This window comes from Rouxiella badensis (assembly GCF_002093665.1).
Lineage (GTDB): Bacteria > Pseudomonadota > Gammaproteobacteria > Enterobacterales > Enterobacteriaceae > Rouxiella > Rouxiella badensis.
This window is the reverse complement of the sequence record NZ_MRWE01000026.1, coordinates 1-13,596: the sequence shown is the minus strand read 5'-3', so window position 1 is coordinate 13,596 and position 13,596 is coordinate 1. Positions and strand designations below refer to the sequence as shown.

Genomic DNA, 13,596 nt, shown 5'->3' with positions numbered 1-13,596 from the left:
AGCGTGGAGAAAAACATGAGCGAAAACGCGGAAGTTCAACAGCCGACCCCGCCACCAGTAAACAATAAAAAGAGATCGCGCAAAGTCGCCCTGCTTATTTTGACTGGTGTTTTTTTGATCCTTGCCATTGCCTATCTGATCTACTGGTTTTTGGTATTGCGTCATTATCAAGATACCGATGATGCCTACGTTTCCGGTAACCAGGTGCAGATTATGGCGCAGGTATCGGGCAGCGTAACCGACGTTAACTTTGACAGCACCGACTTCGTCAAGAAAGGCGATACGCTGGTGGTTCTGGATCCGACCGACGCCGAACAGGCCTTCGAGCGCTCCAAGACTGCGCTGGCCAACAGCGTGCGTCAGGTTCATCAGCTGGTTATCAATAGCAAACAGTATCAGGCTAACGTGGCACTGCGCCAGACCCAGCTGAACCAGGCCGTAGCCGACCTGAAACGTCGCGTGATTCTGGGTAAAGTGGATGCTATCGGTCGCGAGGACTTGCAACACGCCCATGACGCCGTAGACACCGCTAAAGCCCAGCTCGACGTGGCCGTTCAGCAGTTAAACGCCAATCAGGCGATGGTCCTCAACACACCGGTTGCTCAGCAGCCGCAGGTGTTGCAGGCCGCCGCGCAGGTGCGTGATGCCTGGTTATCGCTACAGCGTACCAAAATTGTCAGCCCGGTCGATGGTTACGTCTCTCGTCGTACCGTACAGGTAGGCCAGCGAATTAGCCCCTCGACGGCGCTAATGGCGGTGGTCCCGGCCGATAACGTCTGGGTCGATGCTAACTTTAAGGAAACCCAGCTCTCCAACATGCGTATCGGCCAGTCGGCGACTGTCGTCAGCGATATCTACGGTGACGACGTGGTTTATCACGGCAAAGTGGTGGGGATGGACATGGGTACCGGCGGTGCGTTCTCCCTGCTGCCTGCCCAGAACGCGACGGGGAACTGGATCAAAGTGGTTCAGCGCCTGCCGGTACGTATTGAGCTGGATGCTAACGAAGTGAAGAAACATCCGCTGCGCATCGGTTTGTCTACGCTGGTCACGGTGGATACGCAGAACCTCGACGGACTGGTCCTTGCCGATAAAGTACGTTCAACGCCGCTGTATCAGACATCGGCCCTGACGTTAAATCTGGCACCGGTTAACGCCATTATCAATGACGTTATCAATGCTAATGCGGGCTGAGTTCTTCGGAGGTCATCGTGGCTGCTAGAAAACCGCTAGAAGGCGCGCCCTTAGCCTGGATGACGGTAGCGCTCGCTATGGCTACCTTCATGCAGGTATTGGACTCGACCATCGCCAACGTGGCTATTCCGACCATCGCCGGTAATCTGGGAGCCTCAAACTCCCAGGGCACGTGGGTCATTACCTCGTTCGGCGTGGCGAACGCCATCTCGATTCCTATCACCGGCTGGCTCGCGAAGCGTATCGGTGAGGTCAGGCTGTTCCTGTGGGCGACGGGGCTGTTTGCCCTCGCCTCATGGCTGTGTGGGATCTCCAACAGCCTGGAAATGCTGATCTTCTTCCGCGTAATTCAGGGGCTGGTTGCTGGCCCGCTTATCCCGCTGTCGCAGAGTCTGCTGCTTAACAACTATCCTCCCGCCAAGCGAAGTACCGCGTTGGCGCTGTGGTCGATGACCGTCATCGTTGCGCCCATCTGTGGCCCGATCCTCGGCGGATATATCAGTGATAACTATCACTGGGGCTGGATCTTCTTCATCAACATCCCGATTGGAATCGCGGTGGTCCTGCTGACGTTGAACACCCTCAAAGGGCGCGAAACCGAAACGCAGATCAGACCGATCGACTCCGTGGGGCTGGTGCTGCTGGTGTTGGGGATTGGGTGTTTGCAGGTGATGCTCGACCGCGGCAAGGAGCTGGACTGGTTCAACTCGCCGGAGATAATCACCCTAACCATTGTCGCCGTGGTGGCGCTGTCGTTCCTGATAGTCTGGGAGCTGACGGACGAGAATCCGATAGTCGATCTCTCGCTATTCAAGTCGCGCAACTTCACGATCGGTACGCTGTGTATCAGTCTGGCCTACATGCTCTACTTCGGCTCTATCGTTCTGTTGCCGCAGCTGTTGCAGGAGGTATTTGGCTACACGGCAACCTGGGCGGGGCTGGCGTCAGCACCGGTGGGGATTTTGCCGGTTCTGATGTCGCCGATCATCGGCCGTTTTGCCCATAAACTGGATATGCGCTGGCTGGTCACATTCAGCTTCATCATGTATGCCTTTTGCTTCTACTGGCGAGCGTACACGTTTGAACCGGGGATGGACTTTGGCGCCTCGGCCTGGCCGCAGTTTATTCAGGGCTTTGCGGTGGGTTGCTTCTTTATGCCACTGATAACCATCATATTATCAGGACTACCGCCTTCACGAATGGCGGCAGCATCGAGCCTGTCGAACTTTACCCGTACGCTGGCCGGCTCGATAGGGACCTCGATCACCACCACCATGTGGACGGACCGAGAATCGCTGCACCATACCCACATGACGGAAAGCATTACGCCATTTGACCCCGCAACACAGCAGACCTATGCACAGCTACAAGGCATGGGCATGAGCCACCAGCAGGCGTCGGGCTGGATAGCACAACAGATTACTAATCAGGGGCTTATTATTTCGGCCAATGAGGTCTTCTGGGCAGCGGGCGGTGTTTTCCTGCTGCTGCTGATTCTGGTGTGGTTCGCGCGAGCCCCCTTCACCGCGGGCGGTGACGGCGGCGGCGCACACTGATTCGCAGCCTGAAGACAGACACCAAAACGGACGCATAAAGCGTCCGTTTTTTTATGCAGCCTCGCTTAGTTAATCGAAATAACGACCTTACCGGTCTGCTGGCGGTTGTCGAAATAGCGCCAGGCTTCTACGGCCTCTTCGAAGCTAAATGCCTTGTCCACCACCGGCTGAAGCTGGCTCAGGGCCAAGGCATGATTCATGGCGATAAAGTCTTCGCGACTGCCGACGCTGAACGGGCGAACCGTTGCACCGCTTTTGAACAGCGTCATAAAATCAATCGCCGGGCTGCCCTTGGCCACGAATCCTAATAGCGCTATCTCACCGCCCGGCGCGCTCGACAGAAGCGACTGCGTTAAAGTGCCCGGCCCACCAACTTCCACCACCCGCGTCACACCTTGTCCCTGAGTAATTTCCTGCACTTTGGTCGACCATTCGGGGTGCTCACGATAGTTTATGACGTAATCGGCACCCAACTCGCGCAGCACGGCCGCCTTTTCGCCCGTCGAGGTAAGCGCAATAACCCGTACGCCCATCAATTTCGCAAACTGTACGGCGAACAGGGCAACACCGCCGGTGCCCTGCGTCAATACGGTTTCCCCCGGCTGCAGCGGACGTGATTTTTGCAGACTGTTCCACGCGGTGACCGCTGCACAAGGCAAGGTCGCTGCCTGTTCCCAACTGAGATAGTCGGGAAGAGAAACCAGCGTCTCTTCATCCACCGCTTTGTACTGCGTCAACCAGCCGTCGGCCTGAGTGCCATAAGCGCCGCGACCGGCACTGGCACTAAGCTGGCCCGCATACCAGTAAGGGAAAAAGCTTCCTGCAACGCGATCGCCAACTTTAAACAGGTTCACCGCCTCACCGACCTTAACCACTTCCCCCACGCCGTCCGACAGCGGGATAAGTCCTGGTTTGGGCGACAGGGTTCCGGTGCCGTGGAGAATAGCCAGATCGCGATAATTAAGGCTACAGGCGCGGACCTTGATGAGTACCTGATTGCGTCCCGGAGTCGGCTTTTCTTCCTCTACCAGACGCAGTCCTTCAAGACTGCCAAAACGTTCAAGACGATAGCTTTGCATCACGATTTCCTTTCATTAAACGGAGAGTATGCCTTTACCCTACGGTTTTTTTCTGGACGTTGAATGACTGAAAAGGTATTTATACCGACCTATCGTCCAAATCTGCGAGCATATAATGGATCCCCTTGACGACGTATTTGCCGCAATGCGGTTGCAAAGCGCCCTGTATTCTCGACTCACGCCGCGTGCGCCCTGGGGCGTCAGCTTTGTTAAGAGCGGCTCGATCCGCTTTGGCTTTATGATGGAGGGCAGCGGATGGCTGGTCGTTGACGGTCTCGTCGAGCCAATCCTGCTGCAACAGGGCGAAGGCTTTATCGTCAAGCCCAATACGTTGTTTTCGCTGCGTGATGTGCCCACCAGCCCAACCCGCTGGTGTGAAGAGGTGTTCGCCGACTGCGCGGGGAAAGACGCCAGTTTTGGCGGTGAGGGGGAGGCGGCGGATATGCTGTGCGGCTATTTCACCTTTGACAGCGCGGGTGCAGAACCTCTGCTGTCGCTGCTGCCCTCGGTGGTCATCATTCCTGCCGATGAGACGCGTTCTCCGCTGCTTGAGGCCACGCTAAAACTGCTGGCGCTTGAAACGCTCGAACAAAATCTGGGGTCGAGGGTGGTGATAAGCAGACTGGCCGACGTACTGTTTGTGCAGGCAATAAGGGCACATTGCCTACGGGAGCAGACCCAGCGAGGCTGGATAGCCGCGCTATCGGATACCCGACTTAGCGGTATTATCCAGAAAATACATCAAGATATTTCAAAACCCTGGAGTCTCAAGACGTTGGCCTCGCAGGCCGGGATGTCGCGTTCTTCTTTCGCGGTACACTTCAAGACGGTGACGGGCGATACGCCGGGTGGCTACCTGACCCAGTGGCGGATGTATCGTACCCGCTGCCTGTTGCGTCACCCCCAGTTAACGCTCACTACCATCGCCGAACGCGTTGGTTATGACTCGGCAATAACGTTGGGCCGTGCCTTCAAACGTTTTTAGGGCGTCACACCCGGTGAGTATCGCCAGCAGATCGGGCTGAAATAATCTTTTATCGAAAACAGAATACAAAAACGGACGCATTACGCGTCCGTTTTAGGGTAAGGCTATTTCTACTTAAGGTAAAAATCAGGCCTGATTCTGACGCCACCATTCTGCCAGCAGGATGCCGGTCGCAACGGAAACGTTAAGGCTCTCAACCTTACCGGTACCGCCGATGGAAACGTTAAGGTCGCCCTGCTGCCATGCGCTGTCCGACAGGCCTTCACTCTCTTCACCCAATACCAGTACCATTCTGGCAGGCAGCTCGGCTTTACCCAGTGCGGTCCCTTTATGGCTAGAGGTGGTCACGATGGTGTAACCGGCTTTACGGAAGCTGGCTAATACATCGATAAAGTTGTCGGCCATGATAGCTTTAACGTGTTCTGCACCGCCTTCTGCGGTACGCACTGCGGCACCCGACTCGAGCTGTGCAGGGTCCTGCACCAACATTCCGTTGATACCAAAGTGCGCACAGGTACGCATGATACCGCCGAGGTTATGCGGGTTACCGACGTTTTCAAGCGCCAGTACACAGTCGGTTGCCGGCGCAGTTTGCAGATAAGTCTCTGCATCCAGGCCCTGACGTTTCTTGATAAGGAAACATACGCCGCCGTGGTGTTCGGTGCCGGATGCCTTCGCCAGTTCCTCGTCCTCTACGACGTGGTAAGCCTTGCGGTTCGCGGCCATCCAGCGCAGCGCTTCGCGGAAACGCGGGGTGACTGACTGCACGAACCATGCACGGACGATAGAGTCCGGACGGCTCGCGAACAGTGCCTGACAGGCGTTCTCACCGTAAACACGGGTCTCTTCCTGACGCTGGCGACGCAGCTGCTCCGGATCGATGAAGCTCTTGCCGCTGATACCACCGTGATCGGGGGCCGATTCGTCGCTGGGTGCACGAGAAACGGTCTTCCACGGGGAGTCCTGCCACGGTGAAGAAGAGCCAGAGCTTTCATTTTCATCGCGAGCGGGACGACGCGGACGCGTGTCGCCACGACGAGCATCCTGACTGCGTGCTTCACCGCGTGAGTCACCTCCGCGTGAATCGCTACCGCGACGCTCGTTGTTACGGCCTTCAAAGGGACGGGAACCCGGGCGAGCTTTATCACCTGGACGTCCTTTATTGTTTGAAGGACGTTTATCTTTATTTCGGTTATCGCCGTCGTCGTCACTGCGGACGTACATCACTTTGACTTTGCCGTTCTTGCCACTGAATGAATCGTTCATTATTTTCTCCACCTACGCGCTGGGCGCGAAGATTACCTGATGTCTGAGTGGTAAGCCACTTGCTTTAAACCAAAAGCTAAAAACTATCGTATTCATTGGGTAAATCGCATTGTTCACGCCGTAACCAAACCGCATAATTATCCGTATATCTTCGTATCTTAGCCACCGGCCAAGGTTTCTGGTGACAGGATGCGGTCTGAATCTCAGAGGCTAACTATGACTATTAATACGATTTGCTCATCATGTCAGGCGACGAACCGCTTGCCTGAAGACCGTATTGACGACGGAGCCAAATGTGGCCGCTGTGGTCATTCCCTATTTGAGGGTGAGGTCGTGCACGCAACGGCGGCAACGCTGGATAAATACTTGCAGGACGACCTGCCGGTAGTGATTGATTTCTGGGCACCGTGGTGCGGTCCCTGCGTCAACTTCGCGCCTATCTTTGAAGATGTGGCGGGCGAACGCGCGGGTAAAGTCCGCTTTATCAAGGTGAATACTGAGGCCGAGCCTGAGCTAGGCGCACGTTTTCGTATCCGCAGCATTCCGACCATCATGGTATTTAACCAAGGTAAGATGGTCGATCAGTTGAGCGGTGCCTTGCCTAAAACCCCGTTCAACCAATGGCTCAATGAATCATTGTAACGCATAACGTGGTGGTCGGCCCAGCCATTGTCGGAGGGGCCGGCTTATTTTCCCACTGCGATTCTAAATCCAGGCTTTACCTTCCCCCGCTTATCGACATTGACTACCGATGTGCCCGATATCCGATTACAATACCCCGCTTCCGAATTACTGTTGCAGGACCTTCAATGCCAGACAACGCCGTACTGCGATTGCGCGCCGAGCGCCTCGCAAAATCAACACGCCCCTATCTGGCACGCGGTTCGCGCGTCATTCGCTGTCAGGGATGCCTGCTGCCTAAACGCAACTGCCTGTGTAGCCATATTGAGCCACAGCAGGCCGACAGCCGTTTTTGTCTGGTCATGTTCGACACCGAACCCTTGAAGCCTAGCAATACCGGGCGTCTGATAGCCGATATCCTGCCGAATACGCAGGCGTTCATGTGGTCACGCACCGAGGTTGACCCTGCGCTGTTGGCGGCCATTGCCGACCCTACGCGTCAACCTTACGTGGTGTTTCCCGCCTCGTTTGTCGAGCCACCGCGCCCAGTCTTTACCGCGCTGCCGCCGGGGGGAAAACCGCCGCTTTTTATCATGCTCGACGGCACCTGGAACGAAGCGCGTAAAATGTTCCGTAAAAGCCCGTATCTGGACGGACTGCCGGTTTTCTCGCTCGATGTGAGCGCAAAATCCAGCTATGTGTTAAGAGAATCACCGCGCGAAGATCAACATTGCACGGTCGAAGTGGCCGCCGCATTATTGGAAAAATCCGGGGATATTCAGGCGTCAGAGAGCATGTCAGGCCTGTTTGGTTTATTCCGCACCCAGTATTTAGCAGGAAAACCTCATCATCCGGTGCATCAACTCACAGCAAACTCCGACGAAAGCCTCTAGAATCCAGTTAACGTGATTAACAGGAGGCAGGATGAGCCAGCGCGGTTTAGAAGCTTTATTACGACCCAAATCAATAGCAGTACTCGGCGCATCGGATAAACCCGGTCGCGCCGGATATCTGATGATGCGTAACTTGTTAGCCGGTGGTTTCAAGGGACCGGTGCTACCGGTCACCCCAGCCTGGCAGGCAGTGTGCGGCGTCATGGCCTATCCCAATGTGGCTAGCCTGCCGATGACGCCAGATTTGGCGATTATCTGCACCCGCGCCGACCGTAACCTCGCTCTGCTCGAGCAGTTGGGTGAACTGGGCTGCAAGACGGTTATCGTCCTGTCCTCTCATCAGCAGCAGTTTGCTGAGCTTAAAAGTACCGCCCTGCGCTACGCAATGCGCCTGCTCGGCCCTAACAGTCTTGGAATTCTGGCCCCCTGGCTGGGGCTGAACGCCAGCTTCTCACCGGTGCCTATCCTGCCGGGCAAACTGGCTTTTATCTCGCAGTCAGCGGCGGTGGCCAATACTATTCTCGACTGGGCACAGCAGCGTTCCGTCGGTTTCTCCTACTTTATCTCTCTCGGCGACAGTCTGGACATCGACGTCGACGACCTGCTCGACTTCCTGGCGCGTGACAGCAAGACCAGCGCTATTCTGCTTTATCTTGAACACGTCAGTGACGCCCGTCGTTTTCTCTCCGCCTCGCGAAGCGCGTCGCGCAATAAACCGATTCTGGTTATCAAAAGTGGCCGCAGTGCACAGGCTCAAACGCTGCTCAACAGCCCGTTAAGTCTGGACGCCGCCTACGATGCCGCGATTCAGCGTGCCGGTCTGCTGCGCGTGCAGGATACTCATGAACTGTTTTCCGCCGTTGAAACGCTCAGCCATATGCGTCCGCTACGGGGTGAGCGCTTGCTTATCGTTAGCAACGGCGCGGCACCGGCAGCAATGGCTCTGGACCAGCTGTTAAGCCATCACGGCAAGCTTGCGTCACTGGATAATGAAACCGCTCAACGTCTGCGTGACATGCTGCCGGCCAGCGTGACGGTGGGGAATCCGCTGGACCTGCGCGATGACGCCAGCCCTCAGCTCTATCAGTCAGTGCTTACTACGCTTCTGGATAGCAAGGAGTATGACGCACTGCTCATTATCCATGCGCCAAGCGCCGCCTCACCGGGCACCATGACATCAGAACGGGTGATTGAGGCCATCGAGCAGCATCCGCGCGGCAAACGCGTGACACTGCTCACTAACTGGTGTGGAGAATTCTCCTCCGTGGAAGCGCGTCGGCTGTTTACCGAGGCCGGACTCCCGACCTATCGAACCCCTGAAGGCGCGGTGACGGCGTTTATGCACATGGTTGAATATCGCCGCAACCAGAAGCAACTTAAGGAGACGCCGTCCCTGCCGCTGGATTTGAACAAGAATACCGACGGCGCGCACCGACTTATTCAGCAAGCATTGGATGAAGGAACCACCCGCCTCGATACTCACGAAGTCAGGGCTATCTTCAGGGACTATGGCATGTCGGTGCTGCCAACCTGGATAGCCAGCGACAGCAGCGAGGCCGTCGAAATCGCCGGGCGTGTGGGCTACCCGGTCGCACTCAAACTTCGTTCGCCGGATATCGACCATAACTCTGAGGTGCAGGGAGTGATGCTTTACCTGCGCACGCCGCATGAGGTCAGCCAAGCCGCCGATGCCATTTTCGATCGTGCAAAACGGGCGTTTCCTCAGGCGCGTATCAATGGTTTGTTAGTACAAACTATGGCTAACAGGCCCGGTGCACAGGAACTACGCATTGTTGTACAGCACGATGCTGTCTTTGGTCCGCTTATCATGCTTGGCGAAGGAGGCATCGAATGGCGCCCTGAGCAGCACGCTGTCGTGGCGCTGCCGCCGCTCAATATGGCGCTGGCTCGTTATCTCGTTCTGCAAGGGCTGAAAAGCGGTAAAATTCGTGAGCGTAATGCGCTTCGCCCGCTGGATATTCCCGCTCTGAGTCATCTGCTGGTGCAGGTATCTAACCTGATTATTGACTGCCCACAAATCACCGAACTGAATATCCATCCGCTATTGGCCTCGGGAAGCGAACTGACGTTGCTTGATGTCTCGCTCCAGCTGAGCCCGGATATTGATGAGCAACAATCGCGGCTGGCTATCCGCCCTTATCCTCAGCGTCTTGAAGAGAGGGTTACCCTCAGAGACGGCTCTCCCTGCCTGTTCCGCCCTATCCTGCCCGAAGATGAACCTCTGCTGAAGGCGTTTATTCAGAAAGTGACCAAAGAGGACCTCTATTATCGCTACTTCAGCGAGATCAATGAGTTCACTCATGAGGATTTGGCCAACATGACGCAAATCGACTACGATCGGGAAATGGCTTTCGTGGCGGTACGCGGTCAGACGCATGAAATCGAGATAATCGGCGTGACGCGAGCGATTTCTGACCCCGATAACATCGACGCCGAATTCTCTGTGCTGGTGCGCTCTGATTTGAAAAATTTGGGGCTTGGCGGAAGGCTGCTGTCTAAGATGATTGCGTACACTCGAGAACACGGTATTCAGCGTCTGGCAGGCATCACTATGCCTAACAATAGCGGCATGCTGGCGCTGGCGCGTAAGCTCGGTTTTGAGGTCGACGTTCACCTTTCTGAGGGAATAGTCAGTCTTTCTTTGGCCTTACAGGCGGAACAGTCCCAAGCAGAAACGGTGAAATAGCCCCATTTTAGCCGACTTTATTTACCGCTTGATGACGCGGCTTAACGGATTTAAGGCAGCCTTTAAGGCAAAACTTGCGCACATCGGAGGTGACAATGGTATTATCGACCGATTGTGCGGTCTATTTTGTCCTGATATGCCGCAATTGCCATTCATTAAAGAGAGAAGAAGCACACTGTGATGTTGTCTAAATTTAAGCGTAATAAACATCAACAACATCTTGCTCAACTGCCCAAACTCCCCCAACCGGTTGACGCTGTACAGACTCTGTACAGCGCCACAGATTTCCGTACGACGCTGCTTGAGGTCATCGCCAATGCTACCCAACGGATTTATCTGGTTGCGCTGTATCTGGAGAACGATGACGGCGGGCGAGATGTGTTATCAGCCCTGTATGCCGCAAAACGCCAGCGTCCCGAATTAGAAGTCTGCGTGTTGGTTGACTGGCACCGCGCACAGCGCGGGCGTATTGGCGCCGCCGCGACGAACACTAACGCAGACTGGTATTGCAGGATGGCGCAGGATAATCCTGACGTTATCGTCCCTGTCTACGGCGTACCGGTAAATACGCGTGAAGCGCTGGGCGTACTGCACCTTAAAGGGTATATCGTCGATGACCGCGTGATTTACAGCGGCGCGAGCCTGAATGATGTTTACCTGCACCGTCACGAAAAATACCGCTATGACCGCTATCACTTGCTGACCAACCCGACGCTTGCTGACACGATGGTCAATTACATTCAGAAGTCGTTGCTGAGCGCCAGCGCGGTGCAGCGGCTCGATCGTGAAGATCGCCCGAAGAGCCCGGAGATCAAAAACGAAACGCGTCAGTTCCGTCAGGCACTGCGTGATTGCAGCTATCAGTTTGCAGATGCGGCTTCAGAGAATGAGCTTGCGGTAACGCCAATGGTCGGTCTGGGCAAACAGAACGAACTGAACCGCACCATCTACCATCTGATGGCAAGCACCAATGAAAAGCTGACGCTCTGCACGCCTTATTTCAACATGCCTGCCCTGCTGGCAAGAAATATTATGGGTTTGCTGCGTCGCGGCAAGCAGGTAGAAATTATCGTTGGTGATAAAACGGCAAATGATTTCTATATTCCTCAGGATCAGCCGTTCAAAATTATTGGTGCTTTGCCTTATCTCTATGAAATAAATCTACGTCGCTTCCTTAGCCGTCTACAGCGTTTCATCGACAGCGGGCAACTGATTGTTCGACTGTGGAAAGATGGCGATAACAGCTATCATCTTAAAGGGATGTGGGTCGACGATCGCTGGCAGTTGATCACCGGTAATAACTTGAATCCGCGTGCATGGCGACTCGATCTCGAGAATGCAATCCTGATTCACGATCCGAATAAAGAGATGACAATCCAACGCCAGAAAGAGCTCGATAATATTCGTGAGCATACGAACGTTATCTCACATTATATGGAGCTCGAGAGCATCCCTAATTATCCGGTAAAAGTACGTAAGCTAATTCGTCGGTTACGACGTATTCGTATCGACAGGCTCATTAGCCGTATTCTGTAATTCGCTCTGAGTAAAAAGCCCGGAACGTTGCCCGGGCTTTTTATTATCAACGTCCATTCAACTCATTGAATAAAATCTCATTACCTTAAAGCTGAATCTCTTTGCCTTTCGCATTCAAACGAATAGAAACAATAAAGGCGATCAGACACATCCCTGATACATACCAGAAGAATACCTCTTCGATATTCCATGATTTAAAGCTCAGCGCCACGTATTCAGCCGAACCGCCAAATACGGCGTTAGCAACCGCATAGGATAACCCCACGCCTAATGCCCTGACTTCAGCCGGAAACATTTCTGCCTTTAATAAGCCACTAATCGAGGTATAGAAGGTCACAATGGCTAATGCAATAACGATCAGTGTAAAAGCCCAATAAGGATTAGTAACACTCTGGAGTGCATAAAGAATAGGGATTGTCATTAGTGTTGCCAGGCCAGAAAATATCAACATTGAGTTTCTGCGGCCTATTTTATCGGATAAAGCGCCCACAATAGGCTGGAGCAACATAAAGACAAACAGGGCCAGAGTCATTAGTCCACTGGCGGTTTTGGCGTCCATACCGGCTGTATTAACCAGATACTTTTGCATATAGGTGGTGAAAGTATAGAAACTCAGTGAACCTCCGGCGGTGAAACCTAATACCATCAGAAAAGCTTTTTTATGTTTCCACAATCCTGCCAGGCTACCGGCATCTTTATGCCCGCGCGTTTTCTCGTCGGAGGTTTCATTCAGTGAGCGACGCAGGAATAATGCCACGACGGCTAATGCAGCGCCCAATGCGAAAGGAATACGCCATCCCCAGGCTCTAAGTTCGTCGCCGGAAAGGATTTGTTGCAGGCCGACCAGCACGACCAGTGCAAGAAGCTGTCCGCCGATCAGGGTGACATACTGGAATGAAGCAAAGAAGCCGCGACGTCCCTCGATAGCCACTTCACTCATGTAAGTTGCGCTAGTGCCATATTCCCCGCCCACGGAAAGTCCCTGGAAGAGCCTCGCCAGCAGAAGCAGTGCCGGAGCCCAGCTGCCGATGCTGTCATAGGTTGGCAGACAGGCAATGACCAGAGATCCGGCACACATCATGCAAACGGAGATAAGCATTGAGCTTTTACGACCATGCTTATCAGCAATATAACCGAATAACCATCCTCCAATAGGTCTCATGAAGAAGCCAGCGGCAAATACGCCTGCGGTTTGCAGTAGCTGAGTGGTGCTATTCCCACTTGGGAAGAAGGACGAAGCAAAATAGATTGAGCAGAATGAATAGACGTAGAAGTCAAACCACTCCACCAGGTTACCCGATGATGCGCCAACGATGGCAAATATCCTGCTTTTTTTATCTTTGTCTGTAATTTCCTGCGATGTAGATCGCGTGACTTCAGCCATTTTTTATTCTCCTGCTTTATGCAGCCCAAAGGAATTAATATGATTTTTTATGCAATATAATCCTCTAGTTAAGCAGAATGTTGGGGGCTGTGGCGAGTGTTAATGACTCAACATTGAAGTGAATGGCTGTTTTGTGAGCGGAGTCTTGCCTTATTTGATGCTTCAGAGGCAATAAAAAAGCCCCTGTCGTCAGACAGGGGCCTTCTTTTTCGCGTTCTTGACCGGCTTTTGACCTGCCCCGACGCTTTTTTTCTTAAATACCACATAGCAAAAAACCCCAGCTTTCGCTGAGGTTTCTTACTTTATTTGATGCCTGGCAGTTCCCTACTCTCGCATGGGGAGACCCCACACTACCATCGGCGCTACGGCGTTTCA

At 54.0% G+C, this 13,596-nt stretch carries 10 protein-coding genes; 7 read left to right on the top strand and 3 right to left on the bottom strand.

The annotated features are described in order from the left end of the window. Positions 1-15: 15 nt before the first annotated feature. Together emrA and emrB are read left to right on the top strand one after the other, a co-directional pair. On the top strand, positions 16-1,194 hold the full coding sequence (gene emrA, locus BS640_RS15080; protein WP_017491441.1) for a multidrug efflux MFS transporter periplasmic adaptor subunit EmrA: 1,179 nt from the start codon (positions 16-18) through the stop codon (positions 1,192-1,194). 17 nt (positions 1,195-1,211) lie between these two features. Next, positions 1,212-2,750, top strand: a complete 1,539-nt coding sequence (gene emrB, locus BS640_RS15075; protein WP_026110470.1) for a multidrug efflux MFS transporter permease subunit EmrB — start codon at positions 1,212-1,214, stop codon at positions 2,748-2,750. Between the two features lie 65 nt (positions 2,751-2,815). On the opposite strand, the gene BS640_RS15070 is transcribed toward emrB, so the two are convergent. Continuing rightward, a complete protein-coding gene (locus BS640_RS15070; protein WP_084912860.1) occupies positions 2,816-3,829 on the bottom strand; it encodes a zinc-dependent alcohol dehydrogenase family protein in 1,014 nt (337 codons plus the stop codon). 115 nt (positions 3,830-3,944) lie between these two features. Here BS640_RS15070 and BS640_RS15065 point away from each other — a divergent pair, with 115 nt between their 5' ends. Then, positions 3,945-4,814, top strand: a complete 870-nt coding sequence (locus BS640_RS15065) for an AraC family transcriptional regulator (protein WP_084912859.1) — start codon at positions 3,945-3,947, stop codon at positions 4,812-4,814. Positions 4,815-4,940: 126 nt separating this feature from the next. Here BS640_RS15065 and BS640_RS15060 read toward each other — a convergent pair whose 3' ends face one another. Beyond that, positions 4,941-6,080 (bottom strand): tRNA/rRNA methyltransferase, encoded by a 1,140-nt coding sequence (locus BS640_RS15060; RefSeq protein ID WP_017491445.1) that lies wholly within the window; start codon positions 6,078-6,080, stop codon positions 4,941-4,943. Positions 6,081-6,302: 222 nt separating this feature from the next. Between BS640_RS15060 and trxC the strand changes: the two genes are divergently transcribed. The 4 genes from trxC (at position 6,303) to pssA (ending at position 11,837) form a co-directional block, all read left to right on the top strand. Continuing rightward, entirely contained in the window at positions 6,303-6,722 is a 420-nt protein-coding gene (gene trxC / locus BS640_RS15055; protein WP_026110471.1) for a thioredoxin TrxC, read from the top strand. A 167-nt stretch (positions 6,723-6,889) separates the two neighbouring features. Next, positions 6,890-7,594, top strand: coding sequence for a tRNA-uridine aminocarboxypropyltransferase (locus tag BS640_RS15050; protein ID WP_017491447.1), 705 nt, complete (start codon positions 6,890-6,892; stop codon positions 7,592-7,594). A 31-nt stretch (positions 7,595-7,625) separates the two neighbouring features. Further along, positions 7,626-10,301 (top strand): bifunctional acetate--CoA ligase family protein/GNAT family N-acetyltransferase, encoded by a 2,676-nt coding sequence (locus BS640_RS15045; RefSeq protein ID WP_017491448.1) that lies wholly within the window; start codon positions 7,626-7,628, stop codon positions 10,299-10,301. A gap of 180 nt (positions 10,302-10,481) precedes the next feature. Continuing rightward, positions 10,482-11,837, top strand: coding sequence for a CDP-diacylglycerol--serine O-phosphatidyltransferase (gene pssA / locus BS640_RS15040; protein WP_084912858.1), 1,356 nt, complete (start codon positions 10,482-10,484; stop codon positions 11,835-11,837). 85 nt (positions 11,838-11,922) lie between these two features. Here the strand turns inward: pssA and BS640_RS15035 are convergent, their stop codons facing one another. Beyond that, complete coding sequence (locus BS640_RS15035) at positions 11,923-13,221, bottom strand: MFS family transporter (protein ID WP_017491450.1); 1,299 nt, start codon at positions 13,219-13,221, stop codon at positions 11,923-11,925. Between the last annotated feature and the right edge of the window lie 375 nt (positions 13,222-13,596).